The organism is Leclercia sp. Colony189, from assembly GCF_009740165.1.
GTDB lineage: Bacteria > Pseudomonadota > Gammaproteobacteria > Enterobacterales > Enterobacteriaceae > Enterobacter.
In genome coordinates this window covers 1,538,747-1,557,927 of sequence record NZ_CP046557.1, presented here as the reverse complement: position 1 = coordinate 1,557,927, position 19,181 = coordinate 1,538,747, and the positions used below count along the sequence as shown (strand labels likewise).

The 19,181-nt window shown below is 54.0% G+C and carries 16 protein-coding genes; 9 read left to right on the top strand and 7 right to left on the bottom strand.

Going from position 1 to position 19,181, the window contains the following annotated elements; all coding sequences use genetic code 11:
- Nucleotides 1-160: 160 nt before the first annotated feature.
- Nucleotides 161-733 (bottom strand): DUF2239 family protein, encoded by a 573-nt coding sequence (locus GNG29_RS07305; RefSeq protein WP_156654174.1) that lies wholly within the window; start codon nucleotides 731-733, stop codon nucleotides 161-163.
- Nucleotides 734-944: 211 nt separating this feature from the next.
- A complete protein-coding gene (locus tag GNG29_RS07300) occupies nucleotides 945-1,493 on the bottom strand; it encodes a TetR/AcrR family transcriptional regulator (RefSeq protein WP_156654173.1) in 549 nt (182 codons plus the stop codon).
- A gap of 81 nt (nucleotides 1,494-1,574) precedes the next feature.
- Here GNG29_RS07300 and GNG29_RS07295 point away from each other — a divergent pair, with 81 nt between their 5' ends.
- Entirely contained in the window at nucleotides 1,575-2,783 is a 1,209-nt protein-coding gene (locus tag GNG29_RS07295; protein ID WP_103178844.1) for an MFS transporter, read from the top strand.
- Entirely contained in the window at nucleotides 2,783-3,595 is an 813-nt protein-coding gene (locus GNG29_RS07290; protein ID WP_156654172.1) for a Cof-type HAD-IIB family hydrolase, read from the top strand. The genes GNG29_RS07295 and GNG29_RS07290 overlap by 1 nt, the downstream gene beginning before the upstream one ends.
- 196 nt (nucleotides 3,596-3,791) lie before the next feature.
- On the opposite strand, the gene GNG29_RS07285 is transcribed toward GNG29_RS07290, so the two are convergent.
- Nucleotides 3,792-5,027, bottom strand: coding sequence for an MFS transporter (locus tag GNG29_RS07285; protein WP_156654171.1), 1,236 nt, complete (start codon nucleotides 5,025-5,027; stop codon nucleotides 3,792-3,794).
- 167 nt (nucleotides 5,028-5,194) lie between these two features.
- Between GNG29_RS07285 and GNG29_RS07280 the strand changes: the two genes are divergently transcribed.
- The 3 genes from GNG29_RS07280 to deoR all read left to right on the top strand — a co-directional run bounded on the left by GNG29_RS07280 (nucleotide 5,195) and on the right by deoR (nucleotide 7,365).
- A complete protein-coding gene (locus GNG29_RS07280) occupies nucleotides 5,195-5,923 on the top strand; it encodes a phosphatase PAP2 family protein (protein WP_156654170.1) in 729 nt (242 codons plus the stop codon).
- 7 nt (nucleotides 5,924-5,930) lie between these two features.
- Nucleotides 5,931-6,539: an undecaprenyl-diphosphate phosphatase gene (gene ybjG, locus GNG29_RS07275; RefSeq protein ID WP_156654169.1), complete on the top strand. Its 609-nt coding sequence runs from the start codon at nucleotides 5,931-5,933 to the stop codon at nucleotides 6,537-6,539.
- A gap of 67 nt (nucleotides 6,540-6,606) precedes the next feature.
- Nucleotides 6,607-7,365, top strand: a complete 759-nt coding sequence (deoR, locus tag GNG29_RS07270) for a DNA-binding transcriptional repressor DeoR (RefSeq protein ID WP_103178839.1) — start codon at nucleotides 6,607-6,609, stop codon at nucleotides 7,363-7,365.
- 101 nt (nucleotides 7,366-7,466) lie between these two features.
- Here deoR and GNG29_RS07265 read toward each other — a convergent pair whose 3' ends face one another.
- The gene (locus GNG29_RS07265) at nucleotides 7,467-8,378 is read right to left on the bottom strand and encodes a LysR family transcriptional regulator (protein WP_156654168.1); all 912 of its coding nucleotides are present in this window, start codon (nucleotides 8,376-8,378) and stop codon (nucleotides 7,467-7,469) included.
- A 76-nt stretch (nucleotides 8,379-8,454) separates the two neighbouring features.
- On the opposite strand from GNG29_RS07265, the gene GNG29_RS07260 reads away from it, so the two are divergent.
- The 3 genes from GNG29_RS07260 to GNG29_RS07250 all read left to right on the top strand — a co-directional run bounded on the left by GNG29_RS07260 (nucleotide 8,455) and on the right by GNG29_RS07250 (nucleotide 15,207).
- Complete coding sequence (locus GNG29_RS07260) at nucleotides 8,455-9,792, top strand: MFS transporter (protein ID WP_197431836.1); 1,338 nt, start codon at nucleotides 8,455-8,457, stop codon at nucleotides 9,790-9,792.
- A gap of 251 nt (nucleotides 9,793-10,043) precedes the next feature.
- On the top strand, nucleotides 10,044-13,730 hold the full coding sequence (locus GNG29_RS07255) for an ACP S-malonyltransferase (RefSeq protein WP_156654167.1): 3,687 nt from the start codon (nucleotides 10,044-10,046) through the stop codon (nucleotides 13,728-13,730).
- 1 nt (nucleotide 13,731) lies between these two features.
- The gene (locus GNG29_RS07250) at nucleotides 13,732-15,207 is read left to right on the top strand and encodes a hypothetical protein (RefSeq protein WP_156654166.1); all 1,476 of its coding nucleotides are present in this window, start codon (nucleotides 13,732-13,734) and stop codon (nucleotides 15,205-15,207) included.
- A gap of 59 nt (nucleotides 15,208-15,266) precedes the next feature.
- Here the strand turns inward: GNG29_RS07250 and dacC are convergent, their stop codons facing one another.
- Entirely contained in the window at nucleotides 15,267-16,472 is a 1,206-nt protein-coding gene (gene dacC, locus GNG29_RS07245) for a serine-type D-Ala-D-Ala carboxypeptidase (RefSeq protein WP_156654165.1), read from the bottom strand.
- Nucleotides 16,473-16,728: 256 nt separating this feature from the next.
- Here dacC and GNG29_RS07240 point away from each other — a divergent pair, with 256 nt between their 5' ends.
- Complete coding sequence (locus GNG29_RS07240; protein ID WP_103178833.1) at nucleotides 16,729-17,355, top strand: glutathione S-transferase family protein; 627 nt, start codon at nucleotides 16,729-16,731, stop codon at nucleotides 17,353-17,355.
- A 1-nt stretch (nucleotide 17,356) separates the two neighbouring features.
- On the opposite strand, the gene GNG29_RS07235 is transcribed toward GNG29_RS07240, so the two are convergent.
- On the bottom strand, nucleotides 17,357-18,475 hold the full coding sequence (locus GNG29_RS07235; protein WP_156654164.1) for a PQQ-dependent sugar dehydrogenase: 1,119 nt from the start codon (nucleotides 18,473-18,475) through the stop codon (nucleotides 17,357-17,359).
- A gap of 104 nt (nucleotides 18,476-18,579) precedes the next feature.
- The gene (bssR, locus tag GNG29_RS07230; RefSeq protein WP_103178831.1) at nucleotides 18,580-18,963 is read right to left on the bottom strand and encodes a biofilm formation regulator BssR; all 384 of its coding nucleotides are present in this window, start codon (nucleotides 18,961-18,963) and stop codon (nucleotides 18,580-18,582) included.
- Nucleotides 18,964-19,181: the final 218 nt, after the last annotated feature.

The following is a 19,181-nucleotide window of genomic DNA, read 5'->3' as shown; positions in this document are numbered from 1 at the left end:
GCTTGCCGCAGGCTGGTTTACAAAGCGTAGCGTATCCTTCTGCGTTTTGTTGTCTGACGAAAAAAGAGAAAGCAGTAGTGGATTTTAATATTATTAAAATCAATAAATTATAGTAATACCAAAGAAGCAAATTGCACAAAAATTTACACTTGTAGAGATTTTAGGCGTCCTGGTTCGCTTCTTCTTTGCTAAAGGCTAACCGTAGCGCGTACTCGCGCACATCCTGCGGCCAGTTTGCGATAGTGGCCGTAAACGTGGCTTCATCGTCAGCAAACAGCGCGCGCATGCTGGCCTCGTAGCCAGGAAGATCCCCGGCAATTTCGTACATAAAGTGATAGGCGCGGTCGTGGCGCTGGCGCTTGTTATCCACCGGTTTAGCGCTTTTCCTCGCCTGATCGATAAGCCTGCGCAGGGTGGCGGAAGCGCCGCCGGGCTGGGTAGCCAGCCACTCCCAGTGTCGGGGCAGCAGGGTGACCTCTTTTGCCGACACGCCCAGTTTTGGTCGTCCACGGGTTTTCACCGCGGTGCTTTCCGCCAGCTCCGGGTAGACCGCCAGGGTGCTGGCAATATCTGCATGAAGATGAATATCGAGGCGCTTGCCGCTGCGATCGTTAAAGATGAAAACGGTTTCACGACCGATGTTAGCGGATTGTAACTGCTGCATCAGTTCGCTCAGGGTTCCGTGCGCAATCTCCTGCTGCCGCCAGAAGGCGGTAAGGGTGATAGCGGGCATGTGCTTGCCTTTTTATCCGGGTAAAAATATAAGCGTAGGCTGACAATAAGAATGGTGCCAATTTTACCCGGGTAAAATTTATTATGCCCGTTTAGCCTGATATGATGCCATCGATTTGTGGATAAATTTTCAACACTATTTCTGGCACAATGTTACGTAAAAGTAAAATCACTATCTGCGTTTGCGGCAAAGGCTGTTGCTGACCTGACGCTTATCCCCCCTCCCCCGCAATCCGCCCTACCATCGCCCTTAACTCTTCTCGTGAAAGCGGCTGCCGGTCGGTAACAAAATGCAGCGTCATCCCTTCGATAAACGCATCCAGCGCGCGGGCGGTGACCGGATCAAACCACTGCTCCAGCGTCGTCTGGCTGGTTTTCATCCAGTCCTGCATCACGGTTTTTAACGACGGGCTGCGGTTCATAAAGGCATAAAGCTGGTACATCAGCTCCATATTGTGCGGCGTGGTGACCTGGGAGCTGTGAATCAGAGTGGTAATCGACTCGCAGGCCATCTCCGGCCCCGTCACCCCGGCAAAAAACTCGCGGTATTGCACCGACATCTGCTGCGTAAACCAGGTGAAGGCTTCCTCAAGCAGCGCGTCCATTCCGGCGAAATAGTAGGTCATCGACCCCAGCGGCACCCCGGCGCAGCTGGCGATTTTGCGGTGGGTGACGGCGTTCAGGCCGTGTTCGGCGATGGTGTCCAGGGTGGCCTGCAATATCCGTTCCCGCCGTTGCGGATCGTTGGGTCGTCTGTTCATTTTTACCTCAGCGAATTTATGTACAAATGTACACAAACTTGCTAGTGTTGTCTCCTGTGTTGTCCCTCTGGTACAGAAATCATGACCGACATCTCATCGCGCAAAAAGCTGCAACGCCGCCTGTGGGCGCTGTTTATGTTCTTCTTTATCCCCGGCCTGTTGATGGCCTCCTGGGCCACACGTACCCCCGCCATTCGCGACATTTTGTCGGTCTCGACGGCGGAAATGGGCATCGTGCTATTTGGCCTGTCGATAGGCTCGATGAGCGGCATTCTCTGCTCCGCCTGGCTGGTTAAGCGCTTCGGCACGCGGACCGTGATCCGCACCACCATGTGCTGCGCGATTCTCGGTATGATGATGCTCAGCGCTGCGCTATGGTTTGCCTCCCCGCTGGCGTTTGCCCTCGGGCTGACCGTCTTTGGCGGCAGTTTTGGCGCGGCAGAGGTGGCGATCAACGTCGAAGGCGCCACTATCGAGCAGGAGATGAACAAAACCGTGCTGCCGATGATGCACGGCTTTTACAGCCTCGGTACCCTGGCAGGCGCCGGTATCGGCATGGCACTTACCGCCTCCGGTATCGCTGCCACGACCCATACTTTGCTGGCGGCGCTGGTCTGTATCGCCCCGGTTCTGCTGGGGATCACCGCCATCCCGGATGGCAACGGCAAGAACCAGGCCGGTGAGAGCAAAAAGGGTGAGAAAGGCGTGCCGTTTTATCGCGATATGCAGCTGATGTTGATTGGCGTGGTGGTCCTGGCGATGGCCTTTGCCGAAGGTTCTGCAAACGACTGGCTGCCGCTGCTGATGGTGGACGGCCACGGATTCAGCCCCACCTCCGGCTCGCTGATTTACGCCGGGTTTACGCTCGGTATGACCGTCGGTCGCTTTACCGGCGGCTGGTTTATCGACCGCTACAGCCGCGTGACGGTGGTCCGCGCCAGCGCCCTGCTGGGCGGGCTGGGTATTGCATTGATTATTTTTGTTGATGTCGACTGGGTGGCCGGCGTGTCGGTGATCCTGTGGGGACTTGGCGCTTCGCTCGGCTTCCCGCTCACCATCTCGGCAGCCAGCGATACCGGCCCGGATGCGCCAGGGCGCGTCAGCGTGGTTGCCACCACCGGCTATCTCGCCTTCCTGGTGGGCCCGCCGCTGTTGGGCTTCCTCGGGGAGCATTATGGCTTACGCAGCGCCATGATGGTGGTACTGGGCTTAGTGATCATTGCCGCCCTGGTCGCCCGGGCAGTCGCTAAACCGGCGTCGCAGAGTGAATCTGTCATGGAGAATGGATAATGAGCGTTAAGATGATTGCGGTTGATATGGATGGCACCTTCCTGAACGATGCGAAGGAGTACAATCGCGCGCGCTTTCTGCGCCAGTATGCGCAAATGAAGGAGCGTGGCATACGGTTTGTGGTCGCCAGCGGTAACCAGTACTACCAGCTGATCTCCTTTTTCCCGGAGATAGCCGATGAGATCGCCTTCGTCGCTGAAAACGGCGGCTGGGTGGTAAATGCCGGAGAAGATGTTTATAACGGCGAGCTGACCCAGGCGCAGTTCGCCACCGTCGCAGAGTTTCTCTGTTCCATCCCGGAAGTGGAAGTGATCGCCTGCGGGAAAGGCAGCGCCTATACCCTCAAGCACTATGGCGAAGCGTTCCACGACGTTGCCGCGAAATATTATCACCGCCTGGAAAAGGTGGATAACTTCGACAACTTTAACGATATCTTCTTTAAATTCGGGCTGAATCTGCCGGATGAGGCGATCCCGCGCATCCAGGAGATGATCCACGACAAACTGAGCGATATTATGGTGCCGGTGACCACCGGCTACGGCAATATCGACCTTATCCTGCCGGGGATCCACAAGGCTAACGGCCTGCGTCTGCTTCAGGAGCTGTGGGGCATTGATGACAGCGAAGTGGTCGCCTTCGGCGACAGCGGTAATGACATGGAGATGCTGAGCCAGGCCGGGTTTAGTTTTGCCATGGCCAACGCCCGGGATCACATCAAAGCGATCGCCCGCTATGAGGCGCCGCACAATAATGAAGAAGGGGTGCTGGAGATTATCGACCGCGTCCTGAACCGCGAGGCGCCGTTCAGCTAAGGCCATGCCCGGCGGCGCGTTGCTTGCACGGGCCTACGATTTTGTAGGCCGGGTAAGCGCAGCGCCACCCGGCAAAAATGCGAGCACAGTGCCTATGCCCGGCGGCGCTTCGCTTGCGCAGGTCTACGGGTTCGCAGGTCTTGTAGGCCGGGTAAGGCTAAGCCGCCACCCGGCAAAATGCGGGCACCATGCCCGCTTAATCCGGTTGTAACGAACTGCCCACCCGCTTGTCTTTCAGGAAGACAAACATCAGCGCCAGCCACAGCAGGCCGTTTACCAGATTAAACAGGCTGAACAGCCCGTTGCCGCCGCTGCTGAAGGCGTGTTTGCTCACCTCAATGCCCACGGTAAAGATCAGCATCTGTAACATGCCCATCGCCGCCGACACCGTCCCTTTGCTCACCTCGCTGGCAAACAGCGTCAGACGCACCAGCCCGGCGTTTGCCAGCCCAATACCAAACGCGTAGATGCTGAGACCCGCGGTCATCCACAGGTAAGCGTGCGATGAGACGACCGTCGCCACCGCGGCCACCACCAGCCCAATCACGATCGGCCAGCCGCCCATAATAATCAGCGAGCGCACGGTACGGCGCGAGGTCAAACGGGCCAGCACGATATTACCCACAATCAGCGCACCAAAAATCGGCACCTGCAGCAGGCCATATTCGTAGCTGCTGAGGTTTTCGCCGCTGATGATGATCACCGGCGACTGGGCGATCCACGCCAGCAGCGGCAGACAGACAAAGCCAATCGCCAGCGCCCCGGCCACAAAGCGACCGTTTTTCAGCACCTCTTTATAGTCGCGCCCCAGCTCCTGCAGTGAGAGCTTTTCGCCGATGCGGGTAGCCGTTTCGGGCATCGCCCGGTGCAGACCATAAAACGAGATGGCGGCCAACACTGCAAACAGCACAAACATCCCCTCCCATGGCGCGACGTGCACCCACGCCGCCCCTACCAGGGGGCCCAGCAGCGGCGCAATCAGCGCCACGTTAGCCATCAGGGCGGTGATTTTGATGCACACCGCCTCCTCAAACGACTCCTGGATGGCGGCGTACCCGACCGCGCCGATAAAGCACAGGCTGACCCCCTGTAAAAAACGCAGCACCATAAACTGCTCGATGGTTTGCGCCAGCAGGGTCGCCAGACAGGTGACGATAAACCACGCCACCCCGGTGAGCATCACCGGACGACGGCCAATACGGTCCGACAGCGGGCCGAGCAGCCACTGTAAAAACATCCCTCCCGCCAGGTAAGCGGTCATGGAGGTGGGCACCCACTCGATCCCGGCGTTGTACTGCGCCACCACGGCGAGCATGCCGGGCTGGATCATATCGTTACCGATATAGGTGGAGAATTCGTAAAGCACCAGGCACAGGGGGAACAACAACGCCTGACGCCCCAGGCGAGTGCCAGAAGAAGAATGGTTTAACATGGAGTCTCAATATCCGATAAAAAATCGCGCAGAGTGTAATGAAATGGCCGCGCCAGCGATAGCAGATTCACGCAGCAGTTCAGAAATAACGTACAAATCGCCGTCGTTTAAGGTTTCCTTAAGTTGGCATCCGTATGCTTAGGCTTTTCCAGTCATTGACCTTAATTATGACACAGATTTCCTCCGCTTCAGAATTGTCTAAGTTAAAGAGTTCTAAGACAAAACCCCTTTACCCTTTGCCGGTACGTTTTTATGTTAACCAGTTCATTGTGCTGCTGGTGCTGGCCGCGGTTTTTACCTGGCTTTCGCGGAATGAAACCCTCGACAGGGTGCTGACCGGCTACTGGTTTGATGCGGCGAGCCAACACTTTCCGCTGCAGCAGAACGCGCTGCTCGATCTGCTCAATCATCGACTGGCGAAATACCTGACCATCACTCTGGCCGCCGGGATGCTGCTGTACGGTATCTGGCGACGCAACGCTCAGTGGGTGACCGGGGCGTTGCTGATGGGGCTTGGCACGGCGGTGGTGGGCATACTGAAAGCCACCAGCCATCACAGCTGCCCCTGGGACCTGGTGGAGTACGGCGGCAAAGCGCTGTCCTATCCCCTGTTTGACGCCGCCCCTGCCGGCAGCGGCCCCGGGCGCTGTTTTCCGGGCGGGCACGCCTCAAGCGGCTTTATGGTGATGGGGCTGTTCTTCGCCTTCTGGCGTGAACGTCCGCGCCTGGCCTGGGGAATGGTCGCCGCGGGTATCGTGCTCGGGCTGGGGATGGGCTATGGCCAGGTGATGCGCGGTGCACATTTCTTCTCCCATAACCTGTGGGCAGGCTGGTGGGTGTGGTTTTCTCAGGTGGTGGCCTATGGCCTGGTGTCCGCCTGGTTTGCAAAAGAGTAACGAGGATATGTTAGAAGATCTGAACTACGGACTGTTTCATCTGATTAATGCCACACCTGCTTCAGCGGAGTGGAGCATTAATCTCGCCACCTTTGTGGCGAAAGACCTGATCAGCATCGTGCCGGCGCTGATTGCGATCCTCTGGCTATGGGGACCGCGCAAACAGGTGGGTGCCCAGCGCCAGCTGGTGATTAAAATTGCCATGGCGCTGGTGATCAGCCTGGCAGCGTCGTGGCTGCTGGGGCATCTCTTCCCTCATGACCGCCCGTTTGTCGATCGTGTCGGCTATAACTTCCTGCCTCACGCCGCAGACGACTCCTTCCCGAGCGATCACGGCACCGTCATTTTCACCTTTGCGCTGGCGTTTCTGTTCTGGCACCGCGTCTGGTCGGGCATCGTCTTAATGATGGTAGCCTGCGCTGTCGCCTGGTCCCGCGTCTATCTTGGCGTGCACTGGCCGATGGATATGCTGGGCGGGCTGATGGTCGGCTTGCTGGGCTGCCTGAGCGCGCAGATCCTCTGGAATCTGTGCGGTGACGTTATCTATCAACGTCTTTCGCAGCTTCACCGCTTCTGCTTTGCCCTGCCTATCCGTAAAGGCTGGATACGTGACTAAGTCGGGTTTAGCGAGTTAAACTTGAGCCCCCGGCGTAACGGGGGTTCATTTTTGGCTCCGAGGACCTATGGAAACACGACGTGACGAACGGCTGGCTCAACTGATTAATGCGCTTAAGCGCAGCGATAAATTGCATCTGAAAGAAGCCGCCGCGCTGCTGGGTGTCTCTGAGATGACCATTCGACGGGATCTCAACAGTGAAAGCGGCCCCGTAGTGCTGCTTGGCGGCTATATCGTCCTCGAACCCCGCAGCGCCAGCCACTATCTGCTGAGCGATCAAAAGACCCGTCTGGTGGAAGAGAAGCGCAAAGCCGCGCGTCTGGCCGCCTCGCTGGTGCAGCCGCATCAAACGCTCTTTTTCGATTGCGGTACCACTACCCCCTGGATCATCGAAGCCATTGATAACGACCTGCCCTTTACCGGCGTCTGCTACTCCCTGAATACGTTCCTCGCCCTGCAGGAAAAACCGGGTTGCCGGGTGATCCTCTGCGGCGGCGAGTTCCACGCCAGCAATGCCATTTTCAAACCGCTCAATCTGCAGGACACGCTTAATAATCTCTGCCCGGATATCGCCTTTTACTCCGCGGCGGGTGTGCATGTCCGTCAGGGCGCAACCTGCTTTAATCTGGATGAACTGCCGGTAAAACAGTGGGCGATGAGCATGGCTCAGTACCATGTGCTGGTGGTGGATCACAGCAAGATAGGCAAAGTGCGCCCGGCCCGAATGGGCGAGCTGACCTGTTTTGATGCCATCGTGAGCGACTGCCGTCCGGATGAGGATATGGTGACATACGCGAAGGGGCAGCAGATTAAATTGATGTACTGAAAGCGGTTTATTGCCCGGCGGGACGGCGCTTGCGCGGGTCGTTTGTTGGCCGGGCTGTTCGTAGGCCGGGTAAGACGAAGCCGCCACCCGGCGAGTTCGGTTCATCCATTTTCGCCCTCTTCCAGAGACCTCACCACCAGATCCCGCAGCCACTTGTGTGCAGGCTCACGATGCAAATGTTCGTGCCAGAGCATATTCATCTCAAAGCCTGGGATATCAACGGGGGGTGCGAAGTAATGGAGCTGCGGGTTATCCCTCACCAGCCGCAACGGTAGCATACCGACCAGATCGGTCGTAGCAATGGTAAAGACGGCAAACATAAAATGCGGCACCGACAGCACGACTTTTCTGCTTAACCCCATCTCCGACAGCACCCTGTCCGTATTTCCCCAAAAACCGCCGCCGTCCGGTGAAATCATCACAAAATCCAGTTCCAGAAATTGCCTGAGCGTTGGCGTTGATTTCAGCCAGGGATGACCTGCCCGGCAGACCAGGACGTAGCGTTCGCTAAATAACATGCGACAGCGCAGTCCCTGGGGTGACTCTTCGCGGATATGGAAAAAAAGATCGACCTTATCCTGTCCTGCTACCTGGGCAATTTGTGAATTAGCGTTTTCCAGCACGGCCAGGCGGGTGCCGGGGGCTTCACGACGTAAATTTTTCAGCACCGGCAGCAGCACCGTATTTTCGCAGTAATCTGCCGCAATCACCTGCCAGGTATGCAGGGATTCGCCGGGAATAAACGGGCCAGGGGAAGAGATGGCTTTATCCAGTAATGCCAGCGCCTGGCCGAGCGGCGCGCGCAGAAGCTCCGCGCGCGCGGTAGGACGCATGCCGCGTGGACCAGGTAAAAAGAGCGGATCGTCGAGACTTTTACGCAGCTTCGCCAGTTGCACGCTGACAGTGGGCTGAGAAAGATTGAGCTTTCGGGCTGCGCGCGTGACGTTGGGATCTGTGAGCAACGCATCCAGCGTCAACAGCAGATTCAAATCCAGCTTCTTAAGATTATCCATTGTAATACCTGGTATTGTGATAATTAATTTCTACTATACCTGACAAATTCATAATATTCATTCCGAATGAGCTCCATTGAGGAGAACAGGCGACACAATTATTTTCACCTATTTCAGCAGGCATGCTGAGTGCGGCAATCTATTAATTGAAGCACAGCTGAACGCTGTATTTATTTCACCGCATGCGTATGCCACTTATCACTTAAATATTATTCGTTATACGAATAATCCTATCAATCAGGAGAAGAAAATGCCTACAGGACTTTTTGCCCTGGCGCTTGGCGCGTTTGGGATCGGTCTGACAGAGTTTGGTATTGTAGGCTTGCTGCCGCAAATTGCCGCTGAATTTAATGTCACTGAACAGGTGGCGGGATATTTAGTTTCTGGTTATGCGATCAGTGTAGCTATAGGTGCCATTCTGTTAACCGCTGTCATGATTCGTATGGAGCGCCGCTTAACCCTGTTACTTTTAAGCGGCTTATTTATTGTCGGCAACCTTATTTCTGCCCTTTCAACCAGTTATGAAACGCTGCTGTTGGGTCGAATCGTGGCGGCACTTTGCCACGGCGCATTCTTCAGCGTCGGAGCGGTGGTGGCCTCTGATATGGTTGCAGGGGATAAAAAAGGGGCGGCTATCTCGCTCATGTTTGCCGGTTTGACCGTCTCCAACATTGTTGGTGTGCCGCTGGGCACCTTCGTCGGGCTCGAGCTGGGCTGGCGTACAACCTTCTGGGCACTGGCAATCATTGGCTTTATAACGATAGTGGGGATCAGGACGTTAATTCCGGTTATGCCCGCTCACCGTGATACTAACCTTGGCCGTGAATTCGCCGTCTTCAACCGACCTCAGGTGTGGGTATCCGCCCTCCTGAGCGTACTCTCCTTCGGTGGCGTGATCGGTGGGTTTACTTATATCGCCTTTACCCTGACGCAGGTCTCTGGTTTCACCGCACAGATGGTACCCTGGCTGTTGGTGCTGTTTGGCGTAGGGACTTTTGTGGGGAATATCTACGGGGGCAAAGCGGCGGATAAATCACTGAACAAATCGCTCGGTACCATCCTGTTACTCCTCACCGTGGTGATGGCGGCATTCGCCCTCTCCGCCCAGAATCAGATTATGACCGTGATCCTGTTACTGATGATGGGAACTGTTGGCTTAGCCACCGCGCCAGGACTACAACTGCGCATGATGAAGTATGCCAGCGATGCGCCAACTGTCGCCTCTGGCACTAACATTGCCGCGTTTAATATTGGTAACGCCCTCGGCGCCTGGCTTGGCGGCATGGCCCTGGACAAAGGTTATGGCTTTGTCTCACCACTCTGGGTAGGCGCATTGCTGAGCTTAATTGCCTTAATGGTGGTCATTCTTGGCAGCTTCAACGGCGGGTTAAAAACGAGCCAAATAAAAGGCTAATTATATTAATAGCGCATCTGGTGCTGTGCTATCTGGATAATTCATTTCCGTAATATATTAATCGGGTGAGAATTAAATAAGGGTTCTCACCCGCTTTACAGCGATTCAAATAAATAACACACGACAAAATATTCTAACAATATTTTTATTAACTACTTCATCTGCATTCTGTTTATCTGTTTAGATGGCGCAAATGCACCTGCCTTATAAAAATATCAATATTAATGTGTTAAATAAATGGGGTGTTTATAATGAATGAAAAATATGTGGCAAACAGGAATAATATAGTAGGTTTCTTTCCGGGATTAGGTAGCCGGGCTGTTTATCAGAATATTGGTGGTGAGCTGTTGCACAGTGGAAATAAACGCATTGAGCAGATATACCGTGACGCGGCGATAGCGATGGGATACGGGGACCAGCCCGAGAAGATGTTGATTACCCCAGCGACCCTTCCTGAAGGAAAGATGGAACGGCAGGGGTTTATCGGTGCCAGTTTCCTGACCCATAATCTCGCGCTGGCTGCGCTGTGTCATGCGCAAGCAGAACAACAAAATCTGTCTCTGCATGTCGTTGCCTACGGCGGAGAGAGTTTTGGCATGATTAACGCCGCCGTTGCCAGCGGTGCCCTAAGCATCGGTGACGGTGTAAAAATCGCCAACTTTTTTACCCCTTATATTTTGCTGGCTTCCGAAAGCCATGACGATCCCTTCAGTCAGGCGGTTTTTGATTATTATCCCCCCGAGCTAAAAGCACAGCCCTTAGTCACCGAATTCTATTACGTTATTGCGTTACGTGGCCGGGAAAAAACGCTCGCCGACGCCTCTGCTGCATTAAAGGATGAATTTCTTAGCAGCGAAATCGAAGTGCATAAAATTTATAGCCGCCGACAAATCAATCTGTATGTGAAAGCGAGCATAAAATCATGCTTCGATATCTTTATGAAGAATTTTGCAGATATCGAGGTCATTAAGCTTAAGGAGCCCACCGCCTTTATCACCCACTCGGCGCAACTGGCCCCCTTAACGTGGGGACTCGAACAATTCCTGCTCGACCAGCAGATCGTATTTCAGGATCCTCATACGCCGGTGATTGCCAACCACTGCGACAAAATCCTGACCGATAAAGAGGAAATACGCCTGTCCATCCTTGCCCTTGTGGATCAGGTCATGGTTTCTGCCACTAGCGCCAGCATGGCGGACGGTCTGGGTGCTGACGCGATTATAGAGCTCGGTCTCGGAAATAAATCGGTGCAGATGCTGCGCGATAACCCTATTCATACCCCGACGTTTTCGTTTACCGGCGACAGACAGGAAGCGTCGCTTATTATGGGGGCGCTGGGGGCGTTAACGACTATCCGGGACAGTAGTGACCCCATCCAGGTTTGCATCGGTATTGATCGGTGGCTGGATGTTGCTCGTGCCCATACGGAGTTCGCAGCACAGTTTTTACCGAAAATTACGCAGGCCATTCAGCAAGTTGAGAAGATTAAACTGGAGGTGAAAGGCAACATCCCGGTGAGCGTAGCGAGTATTTATAAAAATAGCTGGCGTTATCGTCATTTTTTGCAGTCTGGCGAGAGGGTGTTAATGGCCCGTCTGAAACGCAATATTCAGGGAGATTCAACCGATAAACACCAGACTTACGCTGATTTAAAAATTCTCACCCCGGACGGCATGATTCGCTATCAAAAAACCCCTTTTATTATCCATGCGGAAAAGACGCTCTTTTACTTATCCAGCCTCGACGAACTCAGTAATACCGACGTGTTTAATGCGCTACAGGAACTGGCAACCGCGCCAGACTATGCCGCTATTTGCCTGCGCATTGAAGCGCAACAGAGTGAGGGAGCATCGCTGCGCAGACTTTTGCAATTACGTACCGTCGAAGCTCAGCCTGAAACGCAGGTAATACGACGCATAATTCTGCAAACCCTCACCTTTGAACTCCTGAACCTTCACCGCCCTGGATTATTCCATAAGGGAAAAAGCTGCCTGGTGAGCCGTGATTTTATCGGTTGGCTCGCGTGCCTTGTCACCGCCGGAGCCGCTTCGTTAGACAACGCTGTTCAGCTGTGTCGCGATTACTACTCCAGAGTGGGCCGCAAGTTGTCGCCCTGGGCAGTGGTGAAACATTTTGCTGCCGGGCTTACCGACGCCCGTGTGCCGGTCATCTCCATTACCGGCCTGCCACTGACAGCACAGCGGGATCTGGAAATTAATACCTATAAAATGTTGCTGGGAGAGTTCCCGGATCAGCAGATGCAAGCGGCCCTTGATTGCCATCTTTCAGTCATTACGCTGGATAGCCTGCTCGCTCCTGACGCGCTGGAAACCGCGCCGTATCAGGCTGAAATTATGCTGATCGCCTCGGTGCGCGATGTCTGGTCGCGCAACCCAGAGTTGATCCTGGAACAGCGGGAGCGGGAAGCGCAGGCAGATCTCACCGACGAATATCACCAGGTGGCTGACTATGCCGAACGGCGAAATCTGCTTTGCGGCACGATTAACGCTTATATCGAGGCGGATGAAGTGCCGGTGCTGTTCTGTAACAGCGGTAGCGAATCGATGACGATGTTCATTCAACGCTCACCTGATGAACCGATCGTGGTAAGGAAAATATTAAGCGAGGCCTTAACCGCCGCTAAATGGTCCCCGGGAGGTCAAGGCGTAATGCTTCCCCCCTTTGCCAAAGCTGCCCGGCAGGTGGATTATCTCCGGGCCCTGCCGGACAGCGTGAAACCCTTCTTCCCGCAGATTTACCGCATTACCGAACGTGAAATCCTTACTCCTGTCGGCCAGGAGCGGGTCGGCAAAGATACCTGTAAGGAAGTCATTTACGAGATGAGTCTGATCGAGGGGGAAGAGGTCAGCCAGTTTATCCAACGAAACTGCCTTGCACCTCCCATCGTTGCCCGACTGTATGAAATCATTTTTACTTTTCTGCGCGACAACGTTCATCGGGAGAAGCGGAAACTATCGGGCGGCAATACGCTGGAAATCGCCTATTTCAGGAAAATCGAAGATCGCCTGGGGTTATGCCGTCAGACCGCACCCCGGACTTTTGGCCCAGAGCTGCTGGACAGCGAGAAGATTATTATCAACGGTGGCGAGTTCCTGAATATTAAAGCCCTGCTGAGCGCCTTCCGTTCCCATCCTGAGTACCAGCGTATGCTTGAACCACGCTATCACTCGCTGGTGATGGGCGATACGAATACGGAAAACATCAAGATTAATAATACGGCGCCCTTGCTGGCGGTACAGGAATTAATTAACCAGCAGCGAAGCGAAGAAGAGATTACTCAGGCCCTGACAGCGATTAACGCCAACATTATTCAACTGCGTTTTCTCGATCCACGGGCAATTGGCTTCCAAAGCGAAGGGGCTGGCTGCCAGGATGATTATATGTACGATAATAAGCCATGGCACAACTCCATCGGACATTATGATGAAATCCATAATGAGCTCTTTACGCTGGATATGAACGTCAGCGCTGGTGAAAGCCCGGTTATCCGAATTCAGTTCACGGATAATAATGTCTATCAGCAGTCCTACAAGGTTGCCGATTGTGCACAAAATAACAGTAATCCCCTTAATGACCCGTCGATCGTTGGGATAGAAAAATACTTTGCGCAGGTGATGAGCAACGTCTACGACAGCGCCAATCCGAATTCAATATATGTACAAGACGATCCCTGGTGGCTGGTGCGTTTAGTCTTTGTGATGGGAACACACTTTGCCGCAATGCCGCCTTTCCACTTTTCCTCTGAGCTTGACGGCACCATTAAAGACAGCGTCGTTACCCAGCGCAGGCCGGTCGCGATTTACTGCGAAGGCATCAAGTGGCTCAACTGGGCGCTGGAAATTTTACAAGGGAAGCGCGACCATTTTCTCGGTCTCAGCGTACCTGTTGTTGAACAGACTGTGACAGAGGCACTTTAATATGCAGCACACGACTAACCTGACATCCGACAATAATTTGCACGCGGCATTATGCCAACTGAATGGCGAAAACCGACTTATTACCACGCCCTGGAGCAGAATAGTCAGGGGTCTGGGATTAGGGCAATATCCGATGCCCTACAGCGAAACACTTTCCCTGTGGATCCAGGAGGCATTTGAAGATCTCAAGCATAAAACCCAATATAAAAATAGTTATGTGCGGTTTTCCTCTTTGCTTTGTGATTTTATCTGCCTGCTGATTAAACCCAAGGAGAGACTTAGCGAAAATGATAAGTTCGATTACATCTCTAACATCCTCTATTTAATTAATAGCGAACCTGACCCTTATCGGAAGGTGATGCAATACAGTATAACCATTGATGCACTCGCCAAATTAAATATCAACCTTTTTGATATTCTGGAAAAGAGTGTGGATCTGCCACGGTTATTATTTACCGCAATAAATGAGATTAAATCGAACCGCATAAAAGATGAGAACAGCGGCAAGCATGGCGACTACGAGAAGCTATCTGCCTATACCTCGGTGTTTTTTGCGCTGGCAGTTTGCAATAAAGCGCAAGCCGCCGTAACCTGGCAGCGTAATCACATTAGCGAGGCGCTGCAGACGCTGGCTACTATTCCATCGCCCTTTTTCCGCGGGCGCGGGGGGAGCATGCTGTTTAGCGCGATCAGTCTGATGGGCTATCGCGGGATGTTGCAGAACGATGGCCGGGACTACATCTTCGAGACGCTGGATTACCTTGATAACGCGGCGACAATGGGTATCGACCCGACATTTCCACAGAGTATGACGCCTGCATTTGTCACCGTTTATCCATTACTGACGATGTTAAACGCCATCGCCGCAGCGGGTCATCATCAGGCTATTCACTATAAACAGGATCGTATTAGCCAGGCCAACGCGCTGATGGATAGCCTCACACCGGTTGAACGAACCCATATGGGTCTCTATTACATTATGGCAATCTTTAATCTCGGCCTGCTTGATCGCGAAGAAAAAAGAGTTAACGCGTTAATAGAAGAGTTGGTACATACAGCACACCATATTGACCCGTCAGAAAACTATTTCCTGCATGGTATCGCCAGTTCTTACGTTATCGAAACAGCCACGCTTACCGGCAGGAAGAGTTGGCTTACAGAGCAGATCATTAATAATCTTGCCGGAAGTTTCGCCAGAATGAACAGGAAACTGGAGGATGAGATTAACCGCCCCTATCCTTTAGCCTATGCGTTAACGATGCTGGCTGAAGCCGGACATGCGGATAAGCTGTTTGAGCCGTCGGCATGTTACGAAAACAGATCGGCTATCAGCTGGACGATCGACAATCTTACGCAGATAGAAGATGGCGCCGATGGCCGGCTTTATATGCTCAATCATGCCTTAATTAACCTGATGCTACGCATGCGAGGTAACGGGTTCACCATGCCACGCGTGTACAGTGATTTTATTTTTTAAAGCGGGAGAGCCGCGCCAGACGCTAAAACGGCAACCTGTGGTTGCCGTTTTGCTTTCAACTACTTAAACCAACCCCCAAACCATTCGTGGAATTTCATCATGACGAAATCCCACATCCGGCCAAAGAAGCCCCCCTCTTCCACCGCCTCCATCACAATCAGCGGACGCTGTTCGATGGATTTGCCGTTCAGCTGGAAGTCGATGGTGCCGACCACCTGGCCTTTCTTCAGCGGCGCAGTGAGCTGTTTGTCGGTGAGGGTGTAGCTGGCCTTCAGGTTTTTCAGCTGGCCGCGCGGAATGGTCACGGAACCGCTCTCCCCGGCGCCGAGTTTAACCTCGCTCTTGTCGCCAAACCAGACGCGCTGGCTGACAAACGTCGCATCCGGCTTGATAGGGGTAACAGTTTCGAAGAAGCGGAAGCCCCAGGTCAGCAGTTTTTCCGACTCGTTAAAGCGGATGCGGTCGGTTTTGGTGCCCAGCACCACTGAGATCAGACGCATATCGCCCTGGGTCGCCGACGCCACGAGGTTGTAGCCAGCCCCCGCCGTGGTTCCGGTTTTCATCCCGTCAACGTTAAGGTTGCTGCTCCAGAGCAGGCGGTTACGGTTCGGCTGGCGGATTTTGTTGAAAGTAAACTCTTTCTCTTTGTGGATCGCATACTCTTCCGGCACGTCATGAATCAGTGCCTTACCGAGCAGGGCCATATCGCGGGCGGTACTGAACTGGCCCGGCGCATCCAGACCGTGAACGGTTTTAAAGGTGGTGTTGGTGAGGCCCAGTCGCTGGGCATAACCATTCATCAAACCAATAAAAGAATCCTGACTGCCGGCCACATAATCGGCCAGCGCGATACAGGCATCATTTCCTGACTGAATGATTACCCCTTTGTTCAGGTCAGAAACTGCCACCTGATCGCCAGGCTTCAGGAACATGACCGAGGAGCCGCGCAGCGCCGGGTTACCGGTCGCCCAGGCATCTTTACCAATGGTCACCATATCGGTGAGCTTGATTTTACCCGCTTTCAGCGCCTGCCCTACCACGTAGCTGGTCATGATTTTGGTCAGGCTTGCAGGATCAAGTTTCTCGTCTGCGTTGCCCTCGGCCAGCACTTTACCGCTGGCATAGTCCATCAGTATCCAGGCGCGCGCATCAACAGGCGGTGCCTCTGGCGCCGCCTGTTCCGCTGCGTACAGCGAAGGTGCAAAAAAGACCAGCAGCGCACTACCTGCTACCAGACCACGTAAATAAGAAGTTTTTCGCATCATGTTGCCACCCGAATGTCCATTCCAAAAATCACGTCATACCGCCGTGTCGCAAGAAACGTTGATTAATAACGTACTAATGGCTTTAAAAAAACTAAAACCTGGTAAACTTTTTTAAAGTTTACGCAATTACAATCCGATACGCTTTGACCCCATCGATTTTTTTCGCCTCTGTTGCGTATTTGTTAGGTTTATCCCAACATGGAAGCCCTACACACGGATCTCATCCTGATATCGGCTTTAATTATAAGGGGTTATTATGATTACTTTGTGGGGCCGGAACAATTCAACGAACGTCAAAAAGGTGCTCTGGACGCTGGAAGAGCTCGATTTACCCTTCAACCAGATCATGGCGGGAATGCAGTACGGGGTGAATAAAGAGGCGGAGTATCTGGCGATGAATCCCAATGGCCTGGTACCGCTGCTGCGCGATGACGAAACCGATCTGACGCTGTGGGAGTCCAACGCTATTGTGCGCTACCTTGCGGCGCAATATGGACAGAACAGGCTGTGGATCGATGCCCCTGCGAAGCGTGCCGTGGGTGAGAAGTGGATGGACTGGGCTAACCAGACGCTCTCGCCCGCCCACCGGGTGATCCTGATGGGGCTGGTGAGAACCCCGGAAGCCGAACGTAACTATGCGGCGATTAACGCAGCAAAAGAGAGCTGCGAATCCCTGTTCGCCATGCTGGATGAGGCTCTCGCGACACAACCGTGGCTGTCGGGCGATGCGTTTGGCGTAGGTGATATCGCCGTCGCACCCTTTGTCTGGAACCTCACCAACGTTGATCTTGAGTGGACGCCGCGCCCCAATCTGGCGCGCTGGCTGACCAACCTGAGCGAGCGACCGGCATACCGCAACGTGGTGATGATCCCGGTCAGCTAAGCTATGTCCCGGACGGGCTGACCTTCAACAGCTGCCCGTCCGACTCATCGGTCAGCACGTATAAATAGCCATCCGGCCCGACCCGCACATCGCGCACCCGCTGATTGCGATCCCCCAGAATACGCCCCTCTTCCGTCACGCGATTGCCGTTAACGTTCAGCACAATCACATCTTTGTCTTTCAGCGCGCCGATAAAAAGTTTGTTCTTACACTGCGGGAAAACATCGCTGTTGTAGAAGGCCATGCCGCTGAGGGCCGGGGACTGCTTCCAGACAAACAGCGGCGGCTCGGTGCCTGCCACCTGCTCGCCTTTGGCTTCCGGTATCGGCAATCCGCTGTAGTTGATGCCATGCGTCGCCAGCGGCCAGCCGTAGTTTTTGCCCTTTTCCGGAATGTTGATTTCATCGCCGCCGCGTGGGCCGTGCTCATTAAGCCACAGCGTATCGCTCCACGGGTTCATCGCTAACCCCTGCGGGTTACGAATGCCGTAAGACCAGATCTCGGGTCGTGCGCCCTGGCGGTTTACGAACGGATTATCGTCCGGTACGGCCCCCTGGTCAGTAAGACGCACCACTTTGCCCTGCAACTTGTCCAGATCCTGGGCGGTGGGCCGCTGATTATTCTCCCCCAGGGCGATATAGAGATAGCCTTTCCCGTCGAACACCAGCCGGCCACCAAAGTGATTGCCGGTGGAGAGTTTTGGCTGCTGGCGGAAGATCACCTTGAAGCCCTCCAGCCGGGTATTGTCGTCGCTGAGACGGCCATACCCTACCGCCGTGCCCGCTTTACCGTCATCCCCCGCTTCGGCATAGCTCAGCCAGACCCGGCGCGACGTGGCAAAATCAGGGGCCAGCGCCACGTCAAGCAACCCGCCCTGGCCGTTAGCCCAGACCTTCGGCACGCCGACGATGGGGTCGGAGAGCCCTTTGCCCGCCTGCCAGCGCTTAAGCTGCCCGCCTTTCAGGGTGATCAACATCCCCTGATCTTCCGGCAGGAACGCCAGCGCCCACGGATGATCGAGTTTATTTTGCAGTACCGAAACCTTCACGTCGGCTGACGCGGCAAACAGCGAGGCAGAGATCAGTAACAATGGCAGGGAAATAAGCGAGGATCGACGCATAATGCACTCCTTTACAAGGTATGACTTAAAGGTAGCCACTCAGCGCAGGGGCATTATCACTTTTACAAAAGCTTAAGCAGTTGGGGGAGTTGCCTCCCCCGGGGTCAGCTCCGAATCAGCGGTGTATGCGATTTCAGATACTGGATGCAGAGAGTGAGATCGTTCAGACAGCTTTCCAGCTTCTCTGCGTTGACGGCGATGAACGTCGGGCAATCATGGTTGCCGGTCATCATACAGACGCCTGCGGTGGTGAGCGAACCGGCGGCACGATAGAGCATCGCCTGCTCCTCAGCATTGCAGTGCGCCCTCAGTTCAGGCGCTTTTTCACGCATGTAAGTACAAAGTTCAAAGAAATTGTCACGCAGATGGTCGCTTTCGCTGACTGACATATACCCCTTCGCTTTCCTTAACTGCAGATAGGCCGCGAGATCGATTCGGGCGTTGATCATCTTGTTAAGAAGATCGCGTTTTAGTCTGTCAACGGACATGCTTTTTCCCCCCTTGTCAGCCTTAGTACACTCTTAGATTATGTCTATTTTTTGCGCAGTTTAATGCGTCAGGTCAATAATCCACGGCGGATGACTGACATTTACAATGTTAAATTGTCCCGGATGGGTATCGCCAAAAACAGGCGGACCCGCAGGCGCTTAAATCCTTATTCTTCTTCCAGTGCGCAATATCAGGCTACCTGCGTCTGCCGCTGCAC

Coding starts and splice junctions, on each gene's coding strand:
- bssR (WP_103178831.1), bottom strand. CDS start 18,963: ATGTCCGTTGACAGACTAAAACGCGATCTTCTTAACAAGATGATCAAC.
- GNG29_RS07295 (WP_103178844.1), top strand. CDS start 1,575: ATGACCGACATCTCATCGCGCAAAAAGCTGCAACGCCGCCTGTGGGCG.
- GNG29_RS07285 (WP_156654171.1), bottom strand. CDS start 5,027: ATGTTAAACCATTCTTCTTCTGGCACTCGCCTGGGGCGTCAGGCGTTG.
- GNG29_RS07265 (WP_156654168.1), bottom strand. CDS start 8,378: ATGGATAATCTTAAGAAGCTGGATTTGAATCTGCTGTTGACGCTGGAT.
- GNG29_RS07305 (WP_156654174.1), bottom strand. CDS start 733: ATGCCCGCTATCACCCTTACCGCCTTCTGGCGGCAGCAGGAGATTGCG.
- dacC (WP_156654165.1), bottom strand. CDS start 16,472: ATGATGCGAAAAACTTCTTATTTACGTGGTCTGGTAGCAGGTAGTGCG.
- GNG29_RS07280 (WP_156654170.1), top strand. CDS start 5,195: ATGACACAGATTTCCTCCGCTTCAGAATTGTCTAAGTTAAAGAGTTCT.
- GNG29_RS07235 (WP_156654164.1), bottom strand. CDS start 18,475: ATGCGTCGATCCTCGCTTATTTCCCTGCCATTGTTACTGATCTCTGCC.
- deoR (WP_103178839.1), top strand. CDS start 6,607: ATGGAAACACGACGTGACGAACGGCTGGCTCAACTGATTAATGCGCTT.
- ybjG (WP_156654169.1), top strand. CDS start 5,931: ATGTTAGAAGATCTGAACTACGGACTGTTTCATCTGATTAATGCCACA.
- GNG29_RS07290 (WP_156654172.1), top strand. CDS start 2,783: ATGAGCGTTAAGATGATTGCGGTTGATATGGATGGCACCTTCCTGAAC.
- GNG29_RS07250 (WP_156654166.1), top strand. CDS start 13,732: ATGCAGCACACGACTAACCTGACATCCGACAATAATTTGCACGCGGCA.
- GNG29_RS07300 (WP_156654173.1), bottom strand. CDS start 1,493: ATGAACAGACGACCCAACGATCCGCAACGGCGGGAACGGATATTGCAG.
- GNG29_RS07240 (WP_103178833.1), top strand. CDS start 16,729: ATGATTACTTTGTGGGGCCGGAACAATTCAACGAACGTCAAAAAGGTG.
- GNG29_RS07255 (WP_156654167.1), top strand. CDS start 10,044: ATGAATGAAAAATATGTGGCAAACAGGAATAATATAGTAGGTTTCTTT.